The organism is Paraburkholderia sp. BCC1884 (genome assembly GCF_900996225.1).
In the GTDB taxonomy this organism is placed as follows: domain Bacteria; phylum Pseudomonadota; class Gammaproteobacteria; order Burkholderiales; family Burkholderiaceae; genus Paraburkholderia.
Window position 1 is genome coordinate 261,173 of sequence record NZ_CAAJGL010000068.1, and the last position, 21,821, is coordinate 282,993.

Sequence of the window (21,821 nt, forward strand, 5' to 3'; positions counted from 1 at the left end):
AGCGGTCGTCGCGCGGTTGCCTGGTTCAGGCTTCCGCGTTCTCACGCGTTGACATTTCGACGTCGGCGCCGACGGCAAGCCGGCTCGTGAGATCGCCGATCAGCGCCGGCAAATCCGCGAGATGCTTCACCGCGCCGAAGATGTAGTAGTCCGGCCGCACGACAATTGCCTTCACGCCGTGCTCCGCGAAAAACCGCTGATACTTGCCGCTGGTGTCCAGCAGAATGCGCCCCGCCACCGCTTGATCCGGGTCGGCCGTGATGCCGATAGCCCGTCCGCCAATCCGTTCGAGTGCCGCGTGTGACGCGCTGTCCAGGTGCCAGGCCGGATTGGTATCGAGCGTGATGACATGAAATCCGTTCGGCATCGCGTCGTCGAAACGTACCGTGGCTTCACCGGTCCCGATCTGACCGTGCACACTGAGCAGGCCGGCGACGCTAGCGCATGCAAAAGGCCGATCCTTGCAGATGAGGCCGTCGGTCAGACCCGGGAACGGCGCCAGCGGCGGCACGTCGCCGGCGAGATAGGCGGCATCGCGGCGAGCCGCTTCCCCGGGATCGGAAATGCACACCACCTGACCCATCTCGATCGATGCGTCGATCACGGCGCGCACTTGCGGACGACGTTCCGCCGTATAGCTTTCCAGCAGATGCGGTGACGCCTGTCCCTTGAGAATCAGATCGAGCCGCCATGCCAGATTCCACGCATCGCGCAGACCCGAGCACATGCCCTGGCCCATGAACGGCGGCATCTGATGTGCCGCGTCGCCGGCCAGCAGGATCCTGCCGTGATGCCAGTTCCCGGCAAGCAGCGAGCGGAACGTGTAGACCGCGTGACGCACGAGCGTGGCGCTCTCCGGCGTGACCCATGGCGACAGCAACTCCCACACTTTCTCCGTCTTTTGCAGGTCCTCCAGCGTTTCATGCGGCAACCGCATGAATTCCCAACGGCGGAAGCCCGGCCCGCCCGGCACCATCGTCGTGGGTCGCGCGGGATTGCACCATTGGCCGATGTCCGGCACGTCGAGCTTCACGCCTTCGTGCGGTTTCAGATCGATCACCAGCCAGTCTTCCTGAAAGCCCAGGTCGTCGAACTCAATGCCCGCCGACTTGCGCACGAAACTATTCGCCCCGTCCGCGCCGATCACATAGCGCGCCCGCACGGTTTGCGTTTCACCGGTCGGCGTCCACACGCCGTCCACGATCGCGCCGTGGCGCACGCTCACTTCGCAATGGTCGGCATGCTGATGCACGGCGGTCGCTTCCCAACCTTGTTGTACGGAGACATTCGCCAGCGACTTTGCCTTCCTGTCGAACAGCGCTTCGAGCGAGGGCTGATTGAACAGATAGCCGACCGGCCCATCGCTGATCGATTCCGCCGACCAGTCGATCTCGACCAGCTTCTCCCAGTCGGCGTTGAACCATTGATACATGGCCGATGGTTGCGAGATCGCCTCGACCTCCTTGCCGATTCCCATCGCGTGAAAGACCCGGCGGATTTCGTGATCGTGGAATACCGCGCGCGGCAGCGGATACAGCGCGGGCCAACGGTCGAACACCGCAACGTCGTAGCCGCGTTCGCCGAGATGAATCGACAGCGATTGTCCGACAGGGCCGTAACCGACGATCACGACATCAAGCAGTTTCTGGTCAGTCATTTGAGTTCACCTGCAAAAGTAGAACGAGTGTTGCCCTGGCGCCAGTTGGGCTGGCTGCCATTCGATGACAAAAAGGGAGGAGGGCGCGGCCCTCCAGCGTGCGTTCGCGCCTAAGGTTTAGCGCTTAGGCCGGCGCTTCGTAGTTATGAACGAAGTCTTCAGGAACGCGCGGACCCCAAAGATAAAGCGAGTCTTCGGGTGGGAAATCGCCCGCCGGCCAATCGTGTCCCGCCGAAACGAAATCGATGTCCGCCGAGTACTCGCAAAACGAACCCCACGGGTCTTGTACGTAGTGAAAATAGTTCGAGCCGAGCACGTGCCGACCCGTGCCCCAGCCTTTGCTGAAGCCGGCGGCTTGCATCTGCGAGGCGCCTTCGCCGACCTTGTTGACGTTCTCCACGTCCCACGCGGAGTGATGCCAACCGCGTGCGTGGCTCTTCGCGAACGCGACGAGATGGTGATCGCTGCCGTGCGGCGCGTGCGTAAACGCGATGATGTCGATCGATTTGTCCGAGAGCCGCAAGCCCAGAGCTTTCGCGTAGAAATCGATTGCACCGAGCACGTCGGGCGTGAATAGCAGCACGTGCGAGAGGCGGCGCGGTTTGACCTGCTGGGATGCGGAGCGCGCGTGCGAGCCGCGTTCGTTGGCGCCACTGCCGGTGACTACCGAAGGTGTCTTCGCGGACGGGCTCGTTTTCGGACCCGCTTTCACTTGAACCAGATTGCCGTCGGGATCGCGAAACCAGAAGCCCGCGCGATCACGAAACGTATCGGTGACGAGCACGGCGCCGCTTGCTTCGACCTGCGACCGGATGGCCGGCAAATCCGACTCGAAACAGTTGAAGCTGAGATACGCCAATGACTTTCTCGCGGCCGGCAAGACCCGGCCCCAGCGATGTCCGTCCGCAGCGCGCAACTCGAGTTCACGAGCGTCGCCCGTACCGCGCGAGGCGACCTCGAGGCCGAACGCGCTGAAGAACCGCTCGGCTTCGTCGACGCAAGGGACGTCGAGCGCGAAGTGGTCGATCGAATGAACGCCTGCGACGGCGCGAGCGGCTGCCAGATCAGTCATGCCTGTCTCCAGTTTGAAGGGATGAGCGGCCGGTTCTTCGACCGGCTTGATTTCATTGCGGCACTTAAGCCCTGGTTTCGTCGACGATCACGTTTTTCAGCGTACCGATCTTCTCGACCGTCACTTCGCAGATGTCTCCCGCTTTCATCAACAGCTTCGGCGTGCGCGCCCAGCCGATGCCCGACGGCGTGCCCGAGACGATCACGTCGCCGGCTTCCAGCGTGATCGCTTCGCTGATGATGCTGATGAGGCTTTCCACGTCGAACACCATTTCGTCCGTGCTCGCCGATTGCACGACTTCACCGTTCAGACGCGTTTCGAGGCGCAGGCCCTTCACGCCCGGCGGCAGTTCGTCGGCGGTGACGAGGTCGGGGCCGAATGCGCCGGTGCCGTCGAAGTTCTTGCCCACGGTCCATTGCGGCGTCTTGAACTGATATTCGCGCACCGAGCCGTCATTGAAGACCGAGTAGCCGGCCACGTGCGACAACGCATTTTCCTTCGCGATATGACGGCCGCCCTTGCCGAGCACGACGGCGATTTCGCCCTCGAAGTCGAGGCCCGCGCAGTCGCTGACGGCGGGACGCACCATCGGTTGATCGTGCGCGATCAGGCTGGTGTGGACGCGGAAGAACAGCGTGGGATAGTCGGGCTGATCGTACTTGCTTTCCGAGGTGTGATCGGCGAAGTTCAGCCCGACGCAGATGATTTTCGGCGGACGTTGCAGCGGCGGCAGCAGCTTCAGATCCTTCGCTTCGATCTTCTCGTCGCTGGCGTGCTCCCTGGTATAACGCGACAAATCGACGCCGCGCGCGAGCAGCGACTCGAGCGTTTCATCGCCGACCACGCGAACCTGTTCACCGTCGCGGATACCAAGCACTGCCTTCCCATTTCTCTCAAAACTGACGAATCGCATGACTGCCTCCTTATGGTTCCCGCGGCACCGCGAGAGATCTCCAGCTCTTGTTGACACATTTGTCATTTCGTATTCTAGTTGAGTTGACACGTTCGTCAACGTGAACGTGGTTGGGATAAACCCGCATGCCGCAGCGTGTAAAATCCTTTCAGGTCAATGGAAATCGCCAACATGCAAGAGCTAGAGCCAGTTGAGAATCATCGGACGCGGGTCGGCGCGTTACGCCGCGAGAAGACGCGCAACCGCCTGATCGAGAGCGCGTTGGGCGTGTTCGCCGAGAAAGGGCCGGATGCACCGCTGATCGACGACTTCATCGCGGCGGCGGGCGTGGCGCGCGGAACCTTCTACAACTACTTCCGTACTACGGCCGAGTTGCTGTCGGCGGTCGCTGGTGAAAGTAGCGACGAGGTGCTCGCGGTCATCGATCCGCTCGTGCGCGAAATCGACGATCCCGCGCAACGCGTGGCGGTCGGTTCGCGGCTCTATATGCGCATGGCGTTCCGCTATCCGCTGTGGGGTGCGTTCATCACACGCCTCGGCACCAAACGCGGGTCGCGCGGACGTCTGCTCGATGAATACCTGACGCGCGATCTGAAGCTCGCCATCGAGCAGGGCCGTTTCCATGTCGCGGATGTCGTCGTCGCACGCGACATCACGCTCGGTTCGATTCGCTACGGGATTGAAACGCTGCTGTCCGAAGCGGCGCCCGCCGATTACACCGAGCAGTCCATGTACGCATTGCTGCAGGCGTTCGGCATCGCCGCCGACGAAGCGCGCGAACTCGCGTATGCGCCGCTCGTCGACTGTCCCGAACCGCGCGGCGCGATCTTCGAACGCATCGGTCGTGTGGCGGAAATCGCCGCTGACGACGCGGCGCAATAGGGCCGTTCATCGCGCTTCACATCTGACAAAAGCAGCCTGTTACAACGATTCATTAAATTGGGCCGCCATTCCCCCTCGCTTCGCGCAATTGCATTCGCGACCACTCGCATAAACTCTTTTCCATGGCGCGACAAATCACCGAGCTCCATCGACGCGGTCTTCCCCCGCGTTGTTTTGAACCGTACCGTTGATGGCAGTTTGCCGCGGTCGTCCAACGCGGCAGGGGCAGTAAAGCAGTAGGAAGTCGAAGCAATGCAAAGCGCGCAGTCGACGTAACATGCGCGCGAATCAGCAGGGGGTTGTAGCAGCGAGGTGTCATTGAAGGCGAGGGACCGAGCTGTGATTGTGTAGTGGCTCAGATAGAAAAAGTAGGGGTCTGGACGTTTCTCGCAGTGGCAGTGCAAGCAGTAGCGGATTCAGGTAGCAAACAGCTTTTGCAGGTGCAGTTCACGTCAGAATAGTTTTGTTGGTTTGGTGGGTATAGGTCGGCAAGCTCCACGCGCATGATCGACTGTTCCATCCTGTCCGGCTCTGTTCCCCCACGGGAACAGGGCTTTTTTTTCGTCGATACGCGTTGCAACTCTTGTATTTCACGCGTTTGCGCCGATATGCGGGCGTTGCACCCGCGCGCGAAGTCGCACCCGATTACGTTGTGCGCGCCTTTAAGTTTGTTTTAATAGTGGCTTGCCATGATGGCTTCACAGACCCGGAACCGAGGCCTGTCAGAACGCCGGAGAGCAGATGAGTCCGGTGGCGAAGTCGAGAGTGAGTGAAGGAGGTTGAAACGATATGTCCAGTAAATCGCGAGTCCGCAAGCACCACCAGGCGGCCATGTCTCCGCTGCTGCGTGCGCTGACCTTTAGCCGCACCGCACACGAGCCGGTTACGTCGGCGATGTTGATGCAGTGCTACACCGCCCTCGATGCGTTTAGCCGCGGTCACGGCTCGCGCGATCTGCACCTGACTTTGAGCCGGCATCTGCTGGTGTCGCAGGAACTTGCGCGACTGGGTCTCGGCGAGGACGTCCTCGCGGATATCGAAAGCGCGCACGCTGCGATGGTTCAACTCGACGCCCGCGAGCACGACGGCGGCGCGTGGACACTCGAAAACGACGAATATGCACGCCTGTGCACGGCTTTGGCGATTCTCGACGGACAATTGTCGGTAGCGTCGTTGAGCGAGATTGCCAGCGCCGAAGCGAGAATGATCGAAGGCTTGATGCGCTCCGCGCAAGTGCAGGCGATTGCCGAAGCGGTGCTCTGAGTCTCACGAGTGTCGCGGCCAGATGCGACACTGCACTTGAATGCAAAAACGCCCCACGTGGGGCGTTTTTGCATTTCCGCGGCCTTCATCGAAGGCCCTGTCTGCTTCAGTCGTTGTACTGCGAGATGTCGTAGTACGAGATGCCGTTCTGTCCGCCCGTCAGTTGCACGAGGCGCGAATTGCCGCTCGTCAACGGCGCGAACGGGCAATTAGTGCAAGTCTGCACGCCTTCGGCATTGACGCCTGCGCTGACCGTCGTTTGATACTGGCCGAACGTGGTGTTGTTCGGCGCGCCCACGGAGAAGCCGTCGAGATCCGTCATGCCTGCCACCGTCGGACCGACCGTCTGGATTTGTACTGACGTCACCGGATAGGCAAAGTTCTGGCCGTTCACGAGGCTCGACCACGACACGCTCATGGCGTATTGCGCCCCGGCCAGCGAACCGGTCGGCGTGAGGAACTGGGTCACGAAGTCGGGCAACAGTGTCGGCCACGCGACCGAGCCCCCCGCGCTCGCGCTCAGCGGACTGCCCGGATTGATGACGACCGACTGGCCGAGTTGCGCGCCATTCTGATCGTAGAACGTCACGTCGTAAGTCGAGTAGATCGGCACCGTGCTCGCGTCGACGGATTGCGCGGCGTAGTAGCCGCTCGAGGCCGGCGCCGTGAAGTTCGCCGTCGACGATAGCGATTGCCACGACCATCGGTACAACGACGTATTGCTCAGCGTCGTCGCGGGCGAAACCGGCGCGCTGCTCAAGGTGCTATCCGACAAACCGAGCGTGCTGCTGCCCGACGCGTTACGCGGCATCAACCACACTGGCGCGGCAAGGCCCGGTCCGGTGACGGAGGCCGAATACACGCCCGGATTCGACGCCGTCGGAATGGAAATCGTCAGGCCCGACTCGTAGCGGTTCACGTCGTTCAGCCGCGAATCGAGGAACGTGCGGCGCTGGATCTGCGAGTTGATCGACACGGCGAATTGCGACTGATCGCCGATCAGATCCCAACTGAGTTGCGTGCCGCCGGGGAGCGTGACCGGCGCGGCAAGCTGTTGCGCGAAGGTGTAAAGCACGACGGTCGAGCCGCTTGCGAGCGTGACCGGCAACTGCACCAGCGCCTGCTGCTTGCCATTGCGCGTGATGAACGCGAGCGTTTTCGGCGAACCGAAAACCGCGCCCTTCAAGGCTGGGTCCTGCAAGTCGTGACCGACGGCGAGATCGGAAGAGCCGTTCTCCAGGAACGCAGTGTCGATCGCCGGTGTGCAGCTGGTGTTGAGCGTGCCGTTAGCGGCACAAGTCGTCAGCAGACTTGCCAGCGGTTCCAGATAGTTCGCCGCTGCCGGAGGTGCGGCGAGCGTGACCGATTGCCCGGTCTGCGTGTTCAGCGCGACGCTCGTGCGCGGCGCGGCATTGGACACCAGCGACAAGCCGCCGTTGGCCGCCTTGATGAGCGACACGGTGTCGATGACCGCATCCGCGCCGGTATGGTTTGGCGTGAACGGCGCATTGATCGGATTGAAACCCGACGTCGGCATGCCGTTTTGCGTGAGGATGTTCGCGAGTATCTGGTCGAGCGTGATCGTGGCGAGCTGCACCGAGGGCAGCGTGACCTTGGCGAGCGTGGCGGTGGCGGCCAGGTCGGTCGGGTTGCCCGAGCTGGTGAGCATGGCGGCAATCGCGGTGGTCAGCGTGGTGACGTTGGCCACGGCCGGCGCGGTGCCGGTGGGCAATTGGGCCAGCACGGAGACGAGCGGCGGGGAGATGCCGGCGGCGTCGGTGGCGACGATCAGGAATGGCGCCGTCATGCCCTTCACCGAGATCGTGTACGCGCCGTTGATGTCGCTGGTTGCAGTGGCCTGCGTGCCGGTGGAGTCGATCAGCGTCACGGCCGCGCCGACGACGGCGCTGCCGCTCGCCACCGTGCCGCTAACGGAGGTCGCCGTGACCGTGGAGGTGCCCGACGACCCCGAGCCGGAATCACCGCCGCCACCGCCGCCACCGCCGCAGCCGCCGAGTTGGAACAAGGCGAATGCCACTGCGGCTGCAACGCCGGTCCGCACTAACGCGTGATGCATGAATTTCCCCGCTGCGCTCATCTTCTGATGACTGGTTATGCCGGCAGATTTTGCCGATCAATGTATTGGTGTCGACCGTGTGGCGCTGTCACGCCATGTCGTCGAACTCAGGTCCAATCGTTCGACGACGCTCTGCATGAAAACGGCAGTTTCCGGGCGGTCTTTAGCGAATTCGGAGAATACTTGAAAGCGGCCTGATTGTGGCGCGGTGAATGCCGAAGCCGGATGGCATGGCCCTATGCCACGCGGATATTACGAATCCCCGTAAAAGCTTCGACAGAACGCGGCCACCGCGCCGCATGGCGTTTGCCGCAGCGATCCACGCTTGCTAGACTGCCTTTCGCCCCTGCGCCGCCAGCGCGCGGCGCGACCAAACCGGAGGCGCCATGTCTTATATGCTGCTCATCGTCGAACCCACGGGTCAACGCGCTGAACGCGGTGAAACTGCCGGTCGCGAAGTCTACGACCAGATGGTGCGTTTCGCCGCCGATCTGAAAGAGCGCGGCAAGCTGGTCGCCGTCGAATCGCTCGCCTCCTTGAACGACGCCGTGCGCGTACAGGTGCGCGACGGTCAGCCCAAACTGCTCGACGGTCCGTTTGCCGAAGCCAAGGAAATGATCGGCGGCTTCTTCCTGCTCAATGTCGACACCCGCGACGAAGCCGTGGCGATCGCGCAAGCCTGTCCGGCGGCGACGTGGTGCACGGTCGAAGTCCGCAAGCTCGGCCCCTGCTTTCTCTAGGCGATTCGCGCATCGGCGCTGGCGTAGCGGGGGTTTTCCCTGGCTCCGAGGCGTGCGTGTCGATTTGCGCGCACGCTGCTCGTCGTGTGAGTAAGGAGCGAGCCAAACGGCCACGCGCTTCTTCTTAAAACGAACGAGGAGTCACGACGATGCGATTCATGATTCTGGTCAAGGCGACCGCCGCCAGCGAAGCCGGCGAGATGCCGGAGGCTTCCCTGATGGCCGCGATGGGCGCGTATCACGAAGAGTTGGCCAAGGCGGGCGTCCTGCTCGACGCCACCGGCTTGCAGCCCAGTTCGAAAGGCTGGCGCGTCCAGTACAGCGGCGGCCAGCGCACGGTGATCGACGGCCCGTTCGCGGAGACCAAGGAGCTGATCGCCGGCTACACGTTGATCCAGGTGCGTTCGCGCGAAGAAGCGATGGAATGGGCGCGGCGCTTTCCGGCGCCGTTCGGCGAGCAGGCCGACGGCACGATCGAAGTGCGGCAACTGTTCGAACTCGACGACTTCGAACCCGGCCCGGAACTCGACCGGTTCCGTGAACTGGAAGCCGGTCGGCGCTGAACCCGCGCCGTCTGCCTTCTGTTCAAACAAGGATTCTTCATGCACAAGCAGATTTACGTCAATCTCGCCGTCGACCATCTGGAGCGCTCGAAAGCCTTCTTCAGCGCGCTTGGCTTTAGTTTCGAGCCGCAATTCACGAACGATCAGGCGGCCTGTCTCGTTCTCGGCGACAACCTGTACGCGATGCTGCTGGTCAAGGATCTCTTCAAGTCGTTCACGCGCAAGGCGCTGTGCAATCCGAAGGAGAGCACGGAGACGCTCGTGGGCTTGTCCTGCGAAAGCCGGGGCGAGGTGGATGCGCTGGTCGCCAAGGCGCTTGCCGCCGGGGGCAACGTGCCGCGCGCGCCGCAGGACTACGGCTTCATGTACGGACACGGATTCGAAGATATCGACGGCCATATCTGGGAGCTGATCTACATGGCCCCTAACGCCAGCGCGTCGGGCTGAGGCCGTGACGACTGCGGCCACGCATCGTGCCATTGAGGCCGTGTGGCGGATCGAATCCGCCAGGGTCATTGCTCACGTCGCGCGGATCGTGCGCGACGTGGGGCTCGCTGAAGAGCTCGCGCAAGACGCGTTGGTGGCCGCGCTCGAACATTGGCCGGACGCCGGCGTGCCGGACAATCCCGGAGCGTGGTTGATGGCCACCGCGAAGAACCGCGCCCTCGACCGTTTGCGCCAGGAGGCGCTGCATGCCCGCAAGCGCGAAGAGCTGGGTCACGATCTCGACGCGCGGGAGGCTCATCTCGTGCCGGATTTCGTCGATGCCCTCGATGCCGCCCGCGCCGACGACATCGGCGACGATCTGCTGCGGCTGGTGTTCACCGCGTGCCACCCGGTGTTGTCCACCGACGCGCGTGTCGCGCTTACGCTGCGCCTGCTCGGCGGCCTGACCACCGATGAAATCGCGCGAGCCTTTCTCGTGCCCGAGCCCACCATCGCGCAGCGCATCGTGCGGGCCAAGCGCACGCTGTCGGCCGCCAAGGTGCCGTTCGAGGTGCCGCAGGCGGACGCGCGCGCGGCGCGGCTTGCATCGGTGCTGCAGGTGATCTACCTGATCTTCAACGAAGGCTATTCGGCGACGGCGGGCGACGACTGGATGCGCCCGGCGCTGTGCGAGGAAGCGCTGCGGCTGGGTCGCGTGCTGGGCGGTCTCGTACCGGGTGAAAGCGAGGTGCTCGGCCTCGTCGCGTTGATGGAGATTCAGGCATCGCGTACCCATGCCCGTACGGACGCGCAGGGGCGTCCGGTGCTGTTGCTCGACCAGGATCGCGGCCGTTGGGACCCGCTGCTGATCCGTCGCGGACTGGCCGCGCTGAACGCGGCGCAGGCGCTCGGCGGCGCGAGTGGACCGTATGCGCTGCAGGCGGCGCTTGCGGCTTGCCATGCGCGGGCGCGTCGCGCGGAAGAGACCGACTGGACGCAGATCGTTTCGCTCTATGACGCGTTGGCGCAAGTGGCGCCTTCGCCGGTGGTCGAGTTGAATCGGGCCGTGGCGGTCAGTATGGCGTTCGGACCGGCTGCCGGTCTCGAGATTGCCGATGCGCTCGCCAACGAACCGGCGCTCGCGAACTATCACTGGCTGCCGAGCGTACGCGGCGATCTGCTTGCAAAGCTCGGGCGAGTGGACGAGGCGCGCGCCGAATTCGAGCGTGCTGCGGCCATGACGCGAAACGCACGCGAACGCGAGTTGTTGCTCGAACGGGCGCGCGCGATGACGCATTGAGGCTTCGCGTCCGGGACCGGCCTGCGTGACCGGCACGCGCCGGTGCCCTCATGTCAGAGCGCGCACGCTCTCAGCAGATAAAATTCCCGCGGCCCGTTTTCCTGCTGCGGATCGAGCAGCGGTTCGACGAAGCGGGTGATGCCGATCTGACCGAAGCCCGCGCCCGCACACGCCGTTTCCAGTTCGACGTCGCTATGAACGGCGAAGCCGTGTGCCGCGAACGGTTGATCGATCGCCGCTGCCGGCGTGATGGCGGCAATGACGAGAACGCCACCGTCGCGCAGCACGCGCCGCGCTTCTTTCAGGCCGGCACCCAGATCGGGCCAGAAATAGGTGGTGTTGATCGCAATGGCTTTGTCGAACGCGCCGGGCGGAAACGGTAACGCAGCGACGTCGGCGGTTTCGAGCCAGACCTGGCCACGCTCGATCAGATCCGCGTTGCGTCGGCGCGCGTCGGCGATCATGGTGGGCGACAGGTCGATGCCGGTATAGGCAAGTCCGCTCGCCTGGTCCAGCACGGCGGCGATGTGCTCGCCATTGCCTAAGCCGATTTCGAGAATCGCCTCGTTTGCATGTAGATCGAGCAGGTCGAACGACGCATCGATGACCGCCCGGTTCGAGTGCGCCAGCATGTCGCCCACGGCAAGCCCGAGCGTACCCGCGGGGCAGCCGAGTTGCGCGAGCAGAGTGGCATCGTCCAGGCCGGCCAACAGGTCGGTTGCGGAGTCGGTTGATTGATTCACGCTGAGTCCTCCATGACAGGCGCCGCGGGGCCGCGACGTCCCCGAGTTATGTCATGAAGTGAGACGGCAGAGTGTGTGCGTTGAAGCCTGTTTGATGTTCGACAAAACGCGGGACTAAGGATCGATCGTCCTATGCGTCGCGCTGTCAGAGCGACGCTGTCAGTGCCGTAGAACTAGCGAATCAACTGGCGCACGCCCAAAGCGATGATCAGCCCGCCGCATGCGCGATCGACCCACGCCTTGCTACCCCGGTAAGCCGTCGCTATACGTGCGTGCGACAGGGTCAGTGCGACGAATCCGTACCAGCTTCCCGCGACCACGAACACCATGCCGAGCATCGCTGCAAACGTGCCGATGCTTTCGTGCGCCGGCGCAGCGGAGGAAAACACCGCGGCGAAGAACGCCATCGACTTCGGGTTCGCGATGTTGGTCGCGAAGCCTTGTGCGAAGGCCTGCCGGAAGCCGCCATTGGATGCGTGCAGGCTCTGTACCGGCTTGCCCGCCGACGCGTTGAAGATCAGCCGTCCGCCGAACCAGATCAGATAGCCCGCCCCCGCGACCTTGACCGCCAGCGCGAGCCACGGGAACGCGGCGAACACGATGCCAACGCCGAGAATCGCGCAACTGGCCCAGAACAGATTGACCAGCACGATACCCGCGACCACGGCGAGCGCCTCGACACGCGTGGCCGAGGCCGCCTTGTGCGCGACCGCAACGAAGTTCGGCCCCGGAATCACCACCCCGGCCACGTAGACGGAAAAAACGCCTAGAACGGCAGCGCCATCGACCATGCCACACCTCCGATTTCGAATCGGGTCATCCCGCGAAAAACGCGATAGCGCCGGTGATGACACCCGCTCCCGCCACCACGAACGACAGATTGCGCAGCCAGTTCTTGCGCGTCAGCAAGGTGATCGCGCAGAGCGCGATCGCCACCTGAATCAGCGTGGTGGCCTGTGCCCAGCGATGGTGACCATGCAGCAGCACTTCGCTTTTGGCGTCGTTATCGACGACGTCTTTTTCGATCGCTTCGGCTTTCGCACGGATCGGCTCTTTCTGCTGCTTGTATTTGTCGACCTCGGCGAGGAATTTCGTGTGCGCGTCCGGGTTGCTCGCGGACAGCGCCGCGCCCAGTTCGGCGAGGTTCTGTTTCTCGCCCTTGGCCTGGTAGTAATTCCACTGGTTCGATGCTTCGGTCTTCCTGATCGCGGCTTCGTTCTTGTAGTACAGCGCCAGATTTTCGCTGTTGCCGCTCTGGTACGCGCACAACGCGCCGATCGTGGCGAGGATCGCCGTCATCACGGCCATGCGGCTCGCAAACGGGTCCTCGTCATGATGACCCGCGTGTTCGACAGCATGATCGTGCGGACCATGCACTTCAAATTCTTCAGACATCCGACTCTCCGAGGCAAAGCTTTTCTTGTCGTCACCGGACGCACACCGGCGCGAGGGCCTCAATCTTAGCGTGTGACGCCCGGTGATGGGCAAGCTGCCGTCGGAGTGGGTCAGTGAACGCCGGCTGCCAGCCACGTCCGTACGAGCGGAATCAGATGTTCGCCGCCGAGCATGCCGAGCAGTCCGACTAGCGCGACGGTCGGCGGCGCGGGCGATTTCACGTTCATCACACTGTAGAGCAGGCCGACCACCGCGCCGGCGGCTAGCGAGACCAGATAGGGTTTCATGGATGTTGTCCTCGTGAACGCATTACATCGTGATGACGACCCGGCCGCGCGTGCCGGCCGCCACCGCTTCGTAAGCCTCGCGAGCGCGCGCGAGCGGAAATTCCTGCGCGATCACCGGCCCGGTCAGCTTGCCGCTTTCAAAGCCTTCGACCAGCGCGGTCATCAGCGGCGCCGATTCCGCGACGCCGAGCTTGGCGCTATCCACGCCGAGCAGTTGAGTCTCGTTGTGATAGAAATCGATCAGATCGAATTCCACGCGGCGCTTACCCGTGCCGCTGATTTCCAGCACGCGGCCACGTCGTTTGACGAGACTGAGCGCGGTCTCGAAAGCCACGCCGCCGACCGTGTCGTACACCACGTCCGCGCCGGCGCCGCCGGTCAGCGAACGTACCCGTTCGGTCGTGTGTTCGTCGAACGGCACGTAGTCGTCGCTCAGGCGGCCCGCCGGCGTATCGCCTGCGAGCGGGTGACGGTCGACCGCGATCACGCGCGCGCCATGCGCCTTCGCGATCTGCACCACCGCGCCGCCGACACCGCCGCCCGCGCCGATCACGACAATCGTTTCCCCGGCCTGCAGATGCGCGTATTCGACGGTGCCGAGCCAGGCCACCACGAAGTTCACGCCGATCGCGGAGGCTTCGCTGTGGGTCAGCGTGGCCGGTTTGCGCGACAGGGCGGCGAGCGGCAGCTTGATGAACTCGGCATGCGTGCCGTCGCGCGTGAAGCCGATATCGCCGCCGGTGCCCCAGACTTCGGCGCCGAGCCAGGCGGGCGGGCCGTCCACCACCACGCCGCTGAAATCGCGGCCGGGCGTGCGCGGCAGGACCGTGTGCTCGAAATGGCCGGACACGTTCTTGACGTCGCTCGGATTTACCGAGGCCGCCTTGACCTGGACGACGACGTTGTCGGCATCCGCCTGCGGGGTGGGCAGATCGACGTGGTCGAGCACCTCGGGGCTGCCGGAGGTCTTGAACTGAATAGCTTTCATGGCGTGTCGCTCCTAGGGGATCGCGGGCTGCTGGCTGCAACCGATGGAGCCTAGTCTAAATGACCGTCACGAGGGCGTTAGGACAAAGACTTTCGAACTTCGGACATCACGCGATTCACGCGCTCAAGGTGTTGCCCGGATCGAATGCCGTTGGCGGCGTGCCGAGTTCGCGCCGGAACATGTCGCTGAAGCTGCTTGGCTGAAAAAAGCCGAGCGAACGCGCGATGCTGCTGACCGGCTGTCCTTCGGCGAGTCCGGAAACGGCCACTGCCAGTTGCACCTGCCGCCGCCACTCGGCGAAACCCACGCCCAGTTCGCGCGTGAAGAGCCGAGCGAGCGTGCGCACGCTTGCGCCGACGGAGGCTGCGTGCTGTTCGAAGCTGATCGCGATCGATGGGTTCTGGATCACCGCGCGGCACAGCGCTTCGAGGCGCCGGTCCGAGGTATCGGGCAGCGCGATGCGCAACGACGAGCGTGGTGCCTGTTTCAGTTCGAGCATGGCGAGGCGGTAGGCGGCGTCGAGATAGGCCGTGTCGCGCGCTTCGGTTTGTTCGTGGGCCGCGATCGAGGTGATCAGTTCACGCAGCAGCGCGTTGACCTCGAACACGTCGCTGCGCTGGCTGAGATGGCCGACATTGCGGGCGTGGAAGTAGAGATTGCGCATCTCCACCTGGCTCATCATGTGGATGGAGTGGAGCGTGCCGGCCGGTAGCCAGACCGCGCGTTGCGGCGGGACCACCAGCGCCTCGCGGCCGACTTCGACCCACATCACGCCGGAGACCGCGTACAGCACCTGGGCCCACGTATGCGAATGCGGGTCGATGCGCAGGCCGCGCGGATAGTGCCGCGCGAGTGCGTGGGCGTCGGCGTCGTCGTCGAGTTCGGGTGGGCGGGCTTTGGGCACGGCGGGTCGGTGCGCGCTTCACGCATGAGGATCGCGGACCATGTCGGTCCGTGGACGAAGCATAGCGCGAGGCACGGATGCCCGGAGCCGGGCGCACTTCGACAGCGCGCGTGCAACTCAGGTGCGATGGCCCATCAACAGCAGCAGCAACGACAGACTCACGACCGAGCCGACCGTGGAGAGCAGGATCGTGCGCGAGGTGATGTGCGCTTCACGCTGGTAGTACTCGGCGAGCATGAACGGGCCGGTGCCGGTGGGCAACGCGGCCAGCACCACCGCCATTTCGACCAGCGCCGGCGAGAGATCGAACACGCGCGCCGCGAGCCACCACGTCAGCGCCGGCTGCAGGAACAGCTTGACCCCGGTCAGCAACAGGGCGATGCCGCGCGCGCCGGTTGCGGAAGGCCGCTTTTCCGCGAGGAACAAGCCGAGGCTCACCAGTGCGCACGGGCTGGCCGCGCCGCTCAGCAACTTGAGGAACGTTTCGACGCTGGCCGGCATGGCTACGTGCAGGCTCGCGAACAGCACGCCCGCAATCGGCGACACGATCAGCGGATTGCGCGCCAGCGAGGCCAGCACTTTCAGTCCCAGCTTGTGCGGCGCGCGCTCGGTTTGCAAGCCGACTTCGATGAGCACGATAGCCAGCGCGAACAGCACGCACGCGACCAGAATCGTGGCGATGGTGGTCGGCGTCAGGCTGGCCGGGCCGAACGCGATCAGACCCAGTGGAAAGCCGATGTAGCCCGTGTTCGGATACGACGCCGCGATGGCGTCGACACTGGCGTCGGCGAGATGCCGGCCGCTCATTAGACGGATCGCCAGAATCAGCGCGAACACGAACACGCAGGCGATCGAGAACGACGCGACGAAGGCCGGTTGATACAACTGTTGCCAGGTGGCGCGCGCCATCGTGTCGAACAACAAAGCGGGCAGCGCCAGCCAGACCACGAAGCGATTCAGCTCCGACGCGGAGTTCGGTCCAAGCACGCCGCGGCGGCGACATGCAAAGCCCGCGAAAATCAGGCCGAAGACGGGAAGCAGGATTTCGAGGGTGGCTAACATCGGCGCGAGCAAGGTGGACGAAAAAGGACGATCCGCCAGCGTAGTGAAACGCGTTGATACAATCCAATACTGTTTTATGGCTCCGACGATACCTTTTTTGCATCGTCATGGATTGAGGGATATCCCGTGATCGATATCAAGCCGCTGCGCTACTTCGTGACGTTGGCCGAGACGCGCCACTTCGGCCGCGCGGCGGCGCGGCTGAATCTGTCGCAGCCGCCTTTGAGCCGCCAGCTGGCGGCGCTGGAGGCGAACCTCGGCGTCACCTTGATCGAACGCAGTCCGCGCAGCGTGACGTTGACCGCAGCCGGCGAGCGTTTTTACGCCGATGCCAAAGCGATCCTCGTTGCGATGGAGCAGGCGGTCAGCAACGCGCGCGCGGCGGCGCATGGCGAGGCGGGCAAGCTCGCCATCGGCTTTACGATGTGTTCCGCTTACAACGTCGTGCCGGGTTATGCGCGGGTTTTCGGCGCCGCGTTCCCCGAGGTTGCGCTGCATCTGCGCGAAGTCGTCTCGAACGATCTGGCCGCGCAGGTGCTGGCCGGTCAGATCGACGCGGCGATCATGTTCCCGAACGTGCTCGACAAGGGCCTCGCCACTCGTACGATCTTGCGTGAGCCGCTGTGTGTGGCGTTGTCGCGCGGTCATCCCCGTGCACGTGCGCGGCGGCTGAAGATTGCTCAGCTTGCCGGAGAACCGTTCGTGCTCGCCTCCGAAGAAGTCGCGCCGATCTTGCGCTCGACCATCCTCGAACATTGCCGTTCGGGTGGCTTCGAACCGGATATCCGCTTCGAGGTGCAGTTGCAGCAGACGGTGCTGAGTCTCGTCGACGAAGGCGTGGGCGTCGCGCTGGTGCCGGCTTCGATGCGTCGCGCTCAACTCGCCGGTGTGGTGTTCCGGCCGCTGGTCGACGCGCCGCTGATCGAGCAGGTGCTGGCGTGGTCGCCGGTGAATCGCAATCCGTGTCTGGCGCGTTTTCTCGAGTTGGCGTGAGGGGCGAGCTAGAGAGTGGTGAGCGGATGTGAGGGGGCGCGGGCGCTGGCGGCGTCATCCGTGTCGGGTGGATAGCGCAGGGCGTCGCGCTTGATGAGCCGGCGGCACCAGAAGGTCCAGAGAGTTAGCGCAGCGTAGACGCTATAGCCGAGCAGACTGGAGGCGACGGCGGCGTGCGATTCGTCGGGCCATTGCCACAGGATCAACGTGCGCAGGATGTTCTCGCCGGTCATGCCGAGGCCCCACACCCAGGTCATCAGGCGAATGTAGGCGGCGAGCGTGGGGCGTTCGCGCCAGTGCTTCCCGAAGAGATCGGCGCTGTGAGGATCTTCGCGCGACATGGTGGAGCGGGCCAGATAGAAGACCAGCGGGCGCGGCAGGAGGAGCGACACCAGAAAGGACACGCCGACCATGCCCGACACCATGGGGCTTTCGAGCGACCGCATGCGCGTGTCGCCGTCGGCGGCCATGGCGAGTAGCGACAACACAATGCCGACTAGCACGATGGCGCTGAGCGCGTCGAAATGGCGATGCTTCAGCAGATCCCAGCTCATCCACGCGATCAGCGGCAGGGCCGAGGCGATCAGCGCACCGAGGACGCCCCAGTGCGGCAACGCGAGCCGGTAGGCGAGCCAGGGTAAGGCGACGTTGACGAGTAGTGCGCTAAGGTAGCGCAAGCGGGGTTTCATCGACGGGGCGGTGATCACGTAGCGATAGTTTTCGCGCGCATAGGCATGCGCTGAGTGTAGATCGAAGTGTCTTCACGTGCCACAGATTGCAACGCGGGCAAAACGCGCCCGGGGATGGATCGCGAACCTGGCGCGCGCGAAATCTGCGATCATCGTGCGCACTGCTTGCCAACCTACTGCTCCTGCGCAATGTCCATTCAACCCACTGACCTCACCACTTCTCGCCTCACCCTGCGCCCCCACACCCGCGACGATTTCCTCGAAAGCTACGCAATGTGGTCCGATGCCGAAGTGATCCGCTACATCGGCGGCAAGCCCTTCACGCGCGAAGAGGTCTGGGCGCGTCTGCTGCGTTACGCTGGACACTGGGCCATGCTGGGCTACGGGTACTGGGTGGTGCGCGAAACGCAGAGCGGCCGCTTCCTCGGCGAGGTCGGTTTCGCCGACTACCACCGCGAGATGGAGCCGTCGTTGATGTCGACGCCCGAAGTCGGCTGGGCTCTGGACCCCGCCGTACACGGTCAAGGCTACGCGACCGAAGCGGTGCGCGCCGCGCTGGACTGGGCCGACCGCACGTGGCCGGCACGCGAAACAGCCTGCATCGTCGCGCCGGAAAACCTGCCGTCGCTGCGCGTCGCGCAAAAGTGCGGCTATCGCGAGCAGCTTCGCACGACTTACAAGGGTAAACCGACCATCGTGCTAAGGCGCGCGGCGAAAGTCGTCTAACCGATCCACTAGCGACGGCCGCCTGCCGACCGTCGCCCCTAGCTTGCCAGGCTCGAGCCCGACTCCGACCCGATCCGGATTTCGACTCAGGCTCCCGCCGTCGCCGCTCTCTGCTGCGCAATCAGATCGACCAGCCGTTCAACCTGCCGACCTTGCGCATCGAAGTTGCCCGCGTCGAGCCAACGCATATAGCCCTCGCGCAACGCCGGCCATTCGCTGTCGATGATCGAGAACCACGCGGTATCGCGATTGCGTTGGTGATACACGATCGCCTGGCGGAAAATTCCCTCGAACGTGAAGCCATAGCGCAACGCGGCTTCACGCGACGGACCGTTCAGCGAATCGCATTTCCATTCGAAACGCCGGTAACCCAGTTCGCCGAACACCTCGCTCATCAGCAGAAACATCGCTTCGGTCGCGATGCGCGTGCGCTTGAGCCGCGGTGAAAACGTGACGTGCCCGACTTCGATCACGCCGTTGGCGCGGTCGATGCGCATCAGCGACAGCGTGCCGACCGCCTTGCCGGTCGCCAGATCGATCACCGCGAAGTGCATCGGATCGGCCGATGCGGCCATGCGCGTCAGATGCTCGCGATAGGCCTCGAGACTGTCGAACGGGCCGACTGCCAGATAGGTCCAGTCGCGGCCGTCGGTGGCCGATGCGTACGCGTCGTACAGATCCGCCGCATGGCGTTCAACGTTCACCGGTTCGAGACGGCAGTAGCGGCCAGTCAACTCGCGGCCGGGCGCCGCAGCGCCCTTCCAGTCCGATACGGGCGCGCCGATCGGCTGCTCGAACGCGTTACGTCGGGGTTCCATGTCTGCTCTCCTCTGCCAGGTCAATGTGTCGTCGATGATGGAGAACGATACGGCAATCGTGGTATGTTAAAAAGATCCACGATCACTCCATTTGATAGGTCCAGACGACAATGATCGAGATCATCGGCCCGCTCGCCGATCCGTCCGCGCCCGGCGGAGACGGCGAAAAGCCCGGTTCGCTGCAAAAGCAGTTGATCGAGCGTCTTCAGCAGGCGATCCTCGCCGGACGTCTGCCGGCGGGATCGCTGTTGCCTTCGTCGCGTTTGCTGGCGACCGAAATGGGTGTGTCGCGCAATACTGTGGTGATCGCTTACGAACATCTGGCCGCCGTCGGTTATGTGCTGGCCGACCGCCAGGGCACGCGCGTGAGTGCGCTCTCCAGCCCGGCCGCACGCGGCGAACGGGCGGCACCGGCGGCCGCGTCCGCCGTCGCCTACGCGGAGCGCGTCGGTCAGTTCACCGCAACCCGCACGCATGCCGACAACACCTTTCCATTGACGCCCGGCACGCCCGCGCTCGACCACTTCCCGCTGAGCGCCTGGCGGCGCGCGCTCGAACGGTCGATGGAACGCTGCTTGCCACTCGCGCTCGGCTACGGCGATCCCGCGGGCGAACCGGCCTTGCGCGAGGCGATTGCCGCGCATCTGCGGATGGCGCGCGGTGTGCGTTGCGATGGTTCGCAGGTCGTGATAACCGAGGGCGCGCAGGAAGCGCTGAATCTCTGCGTGCGGCTGCTCACGAATCCGGGCGACATCGCGTGGGTCGAAGATCCCGGTTATCGCGGCGCGAAGGCCGCTTTCAATCAAGGCGACCTCAAAATACGGCCTGTGCCCGTCGACCCTGAAGGCATGGCGGTGCCCGCCGACGCGTGGCGCAAGCATCCGCCGAAACTGATTTACACCTCGCCCGCTCATCAGTATCCGACCGGCGCGGTGCTGTCGGTGGCGCGCCGGCTGGCGCTGATCGCCGATGCGCGCCGCCACGGCGCATGGCTGATCGAAGATGATTACGACGGCGAGTTCCGTCACACCGGCGAGCCGATCGCGAGCATGCAAGGTCTGGTGGAGGATGCGCCGGTGTTATACGTCGGCTCGTTCAGCAAGACGATGTTCCCGGCACTGCGCATCGGCTTCGTGGTGCTGCCGCGCGGCATCGCCACGCACACGGCCGTCGCGCTGCAGGAGATGCTGCGCGGCGGGCATCGCCTGGAGCAACTGGCGCTTGCGCATTTCGTCGCGAGCGGCGAGTTCGGGCGGCATTTGGGCCGCATGCGACGTCTGTACCGGGAACGCCAGCAGGCGTTGCGCGAGGCACTGACCCTGCAATTCGCACCGGCAGATATTCTCGGCGGCGATTGCGGGATGCATCTGACGTTGCGGCTACCCGCGCAGATCGACGATCGGGCCCTTGTCGACCGCGCGCTTGAGAAAGGACTGAACCCGCGCGCACTGTCGAGCTTCGCCCTCGAACCGCGCGCACACACGAACGGCCTGGTGATCGGCTACGGCAACACCGCTGCCGAGCGACTTGCGCCTGCTATCGGCCTGCTGGCGGGGCTGGTGGACAAAGCGCACGGCAAGCCGACGCGCAAAGCGGCAAGCGGTGCCCGACGTTAGACGCCTCGTGGAAGTTTTTACGTTTGTCCGCGCGACCCATGTCGCGCTATCGTGTCGTCTATGCGTGGCGATTCTGCGACCGGCAACGCCGGTGGATCGCCCGCAGATCATGCGGGGCGTACCGCACTGCACCGCAGCATTGCGACGCAGTTGGCGCATCTCAGCCGGGCAGTCCGCCCGGGCATGAAGAATGCCTTTGTTGTGGTTATCGATGACGATCTATCCGACCGGAGACGACATGAAGGAAATCGAACCGACCCCGTGGTTTGAGCTTGCCGCCCACACGCCCGTCCGAGAAGGCTGGTACGAGGTGCAGTTGACGAGCGGGGACACGGCATTTGCAAAATATGGCGACGGCATCTGGACCGAGAAGCCGTTGCTGGTTTTTACGCACTGGCGCGGCTTGTCCGCGGACCCGGCGAAATCGGGCGATGGCGAGGCTGAGTCGATCAGCGCGGAGGCCACGGCGGCGCAAGGCGTGCGCGCCGCGTGGAATGCATTCTTCCCGGGACTCGGTGAAGAACAGCACAAACCGCTCGACGCCGTGCCCAACGGTAAAGCGCCACATTAACGCGACGCCTGGCGGCGGCCAGCGGGTCGTCGCCCACAAATTATTCTTTCCATGTGCCGCGCTTCGAGTGCGTGCGCATCGGCTCGCCGTGCTGCACGACATTCCGTTTGATGATGTGTTCGATGAAGATCGCCTG

At 64.1% G+C, this 21,821-nt stretch carries 23 protein-coding genes; 10 read left to right on the plus strand and 13 right to left on the minus strand.

Features of this window, described 5'->3' with window-relative positions; all coding sequences use genetic code 11:
* Positions 1–25: 25 nt before the first annotated feature.
* The 3 genes from FQ705_RS08090 to FQ705_RS08100 all read right to left on the minus strand — a co-directional run bounded on the left by FQ705_RS08090 (position 26) and on the right by FQ705_RS08100 (position 3,642).
* Entirely contained in the window at positions 26–1,657 is a 1,632-nt protein-coding gene (locus tag FQ705_RS08090) for a bifunctional 3-(3-hydroxy-phenyl)propionate/3-hydroxycinnamic acid hydroxylase (protein WP_144139366.1), read from the minus strand.
* A 124-nt stretch (positions 1,658–1,781) separates the two neighbouring features.
* Entirely contained in the window at positions 1,782–2,729 is a 948-nt protein-coding gene (locus FQ705_RS08095) for a VOC family protein (protein ID WP_144139368.1), read from the minus strand.
* 64 nt (positions 2,730–2,793) lie between these two features.
* Entirely contained in the window at positions 2,794–3,642 is an 849-nt protein-coding gene (locus FQ705_RS08100; protein ID WP_144139371.1) for a fumarylacetoacetate hydrolase family protein, read from the minus strand.
* A 171-nt stretch (positions 3,643–3,813) separates the two neighbouring features.
* Here FQ705_RS08100 and FQ705_RS08105 point away from each other — a divergent pair, with 171 nt between their 5' ends.
* Together FQ705_RS08105 and FQ705_RS08110 are read left to right on the plus strand one after the other, a co-directional pair.
* Positions 3,814–4,524: a TetR/AcrR family transcriptional regulator gene (locus tag FQ705_RS08105; RefSeq protein ID WP_144139374.1), complete on the plus strand. Its 711-nt coding sequence runs from the start codon at positions 3,814–3,816 to the stop codon at positions 4,522–4,524.
* Positions 4,525–5,313: 789 nt separating this feature from the next.
* A complete protein-coding gene (locus tag FQ705_RS08110; RefSeq protein ID WP_144139377.1) occupies positions 5,314–5,787 on the plus strand; it encodes a hypothetical protein in 474 nt (157 codons plus the stop codon).
* A 106-nt stretch (positions 5,788–5,893) separates the two neighbouring features.
* On the opposite strand, the gene FQ705_RS08115 is transcribed toward FQ705_RS08110, so the two are convergent.
* Positions 5,894–7,864 (minus strand): carboxypeptidase-like regulatory domain-containing protein, encoded by a 1,971-nt coding sequence (locus tag FQ705_RS08115; protein WP_144139380.1) that lies wholly within the window; start codon positions 7,862–7,864, stop codon positions 5,894–5,896.
* A 386-nt stretch (positions 7,865–8,250) separates the two neighbouring features.
* Here FQ705_RS08115 and FQ705_RS08120 point away from each other — a divergent pair, with 386 nt between their 5' ends.
* The 4 genes from FQ705_RS08120 to FQ705_RS08135 all read left to right on the plus strand — a co-directional run bounded on the left by FQ705_RS08120 (position 8,251) and on the right by FQ705_RS08135 (position 10,893).
* Entirely contained in the window at positions 8,251–8,604 is a 354-nt protein-coding gene (locus tag FQ705_RS08120; RefSeq protein ID WP_144139383.1) for a YciI family protein, read from the plus strand.
* Positions 8,605–8,753: 149 nt separating this feature from the next.
* Entirely contained in the window at positions 8,754–9,167 is a 414-nt protein-coding gene (locus FQ705_RS08125; protein WP_144139386.1) for a YciI family protein, read from the plus strand.
* Positions 9,168–9,206: 39 nt separating this feature from the next.
* Positions 9,207–9,614: a VOC family protein gene (locus FQ705_RS08130; RefSeq protein ID WP_144139388.1), complete on the plus strand. Its 408-nt coding sequence runs from the start codon at positions 9,207–9,209 to the stop codon at positions 9,612–9,614.
* A gap of 4 nt (positions 9,615–9,618) precedes the next feature.
* Positions 9,619–10,893 carry an RNA polymerase sigma factor gene (locus FQ705_RS08135; RefSeq protein WP_144139391.1) on the plus strand — a complete coding sequence of 425 codons (1,275 nt, stop codon included), beginning with the start codon at positions 9,619–9,621 and terminating at the stop codon, positions 10,891–10,893.
* A 53-nt stretch (positions 10,894–10,946) separates the two neighbouring features.
* Here the strand turns inward: FQ705_RS08135 and FQ705_RS08140 are convergent, their stop codons facing one another.
* From FQ705_RS08140 to FQ705_RS08170, 7 genes are all read right to left on the minus strand, one after another.
* Positions 10,947–11,636, minus strand: coding sequence for a class I SAM-dependent methyltransferase (locus FQ705_RS08140; protein ID WP_144139393.1), 690 nt, complete (start codon positions 11,634–11,636; stop codon positions 10,947–10,949).
* A gap of 173 nt (positions 11,637–11,809) precedes the next feature.
* Positions 11,810–12,427, minus strand: coding sequence for a LysE family translocator (locus tag FQ705_RS08145; protein WP_144139396.1), 618 nt, complete (start codon positions 12,425–12,427; stop codon positions 11,810–11,812).
* 25 nt (positions 12,428–12,452) lie between these two features.
* Positions 12,453–13,031 carry a DUF4337 domain-containing protein gene (locus FQ705_RS08150; protein WP_144139399.1) on the minus strand — a complete coding sequence of 193 codons (579 nt, stop codon included), beginning with the start codon at positions 13,029–13,031 and terminating at the stop codon, positions 12,453–12,455.
* A gap of 110 nt (positions 13,032–13,141) precedes the next feature.
* Positions 13,142–13,318, minus strand: coding sequence for a DUF1427 family protein (locus tag FQ705_RS08155; RefSeq protein WP_144139402.1), 177 nt, complete (start codon positions 13,316–13,318; stop codon positions 13,142–13,144).
* Positions 13,319–13,340: 22 nt separating this feature from the next.
* Positions 13,341–14,306, minus strand: a complete 966-nt coding sequence (locus FQ705_RS08160) for a zinc-binding alcohol dehydrogenase family protein (RefSeq protein ID WP_144139404.1) — start codon at positions 14,304–14,306, stop codon at positions 13,341–13,343.
* 115 nt (positions 14,307–14,421) lie between these two features.
* Positions 14,422–15,210, minus strand: a complete 789-nt coding sequence (locus tag FQ705_RS08165; protein WP_144139407.1) for an AraC family transcriptional regulator — start codon at positions 15,208–15,210, stop codon at positions 14,422–14,424.
* A gap of 117 nt (positions 15,211–15,327) precedes the next feature.
* On the minus strand, positions 15,328–16,272 hold the full coding sequence (locus FQ705_RS08170; RefSeq protein WP_144139410.1) for an AEC family transporter: 945 nt from the start codon (positions 16,270–16,272) through the stop codon (positions 15,328–15,330).
* A gap of 126 nt (positions 16,273–16,398) precedes the next feature.
* Here FQ705_RS08170 and FQ705_RS08175 point away from each other — a divergent pair, with 126 nt between their 5' ends.
* Positions 16,399–17,265 carry a LysR family transcriptional regulator gene (locus FQ705_RS08175; protein ID WP_144139413.1) on the plus strand — a complete coding sequence of 289 codons (867 nt, stop codon included), beginning with the start codon at positions 16,399–16,401 and terminating at the stop codon, positions 17,263–17,265.
* Positions 17,266–17,273: 8 nt separating this feature from the next.
* Here FQ705_RS08175 and FQ705_RS08180 read toward each other — a convergent pair whose 3' ends face one another.
* On the minus strand, positions 17,274–17,954 hold the full coding sequence (locus FQ705_RS08180) for a VC0807 family protein (protein WP_144139416.1): 681 nt from the start codon (positions 17,952–17,954) through the stop codon (positions 17,274–17,276).
* Between the two features lie 189 nt (positions 17,955–18,143).
* On the opposite strand from FQ705_RS08180, the gene FQ705_RS08185 reads away from it, so the two are divergent.
* Positions 18,144–18,680, plus strand: a complete 537-nt coding sequence (locus tag FQ705_RS08185; protein ID WP_144139419.1) for a GNAT family N-acetyltransferase — start codon at positions 18,144–18,146, stop codon at positions 18,678–18,680.
* Positions 18,681–18,766: 86 nt separating this feature from the next.
* Here the strand turns inward: FQ705_RS08185 and FQ705_RS08190 are convergent, their stop codons facing one another.
* Entirely contained in the window at positions 18,767–19,498 is a 732-nt protein-coding gene (locus FQ705_RS08190; protein WP_144139422.1) for a GNAT family N-acetyltransferase, read from the minus strand.
* Between the two features lie 110 nt (positions 19,499–19,608).
* On the opposite strand from FQ705_RS08190, the gene FQ705_RS08195 reads away from it, so the two are divergent.
* Positions 19,609–21,114 carry a PLP-dependent aminotransferase family protein gene (locus FQ705_RS08195; protein ID WP_144139425.1) on the plus strand — a complete coding sequence of 502 codons (1,506 nt, stop codon included), beginning with the start codon at positions 19,609–19,611 and terminating at the stop codon, positions 21,112–21,114.
* A 238-nt stretch (positions 21,115–21,352) separates the two neighbouring features.
* Positions 21,353–21,685: a hypothetical protein gene (locus tag FQ705_RS08200; protein ID WP_144139428.1), complete on the plus strand. Its 333-nt coding sequence runs from the start codon at positions 21,353–21,355 to the stop codon at positions 21,683–21,685.
* Positions 21,686–21,821: the final 136 nt, after the last annotated feature.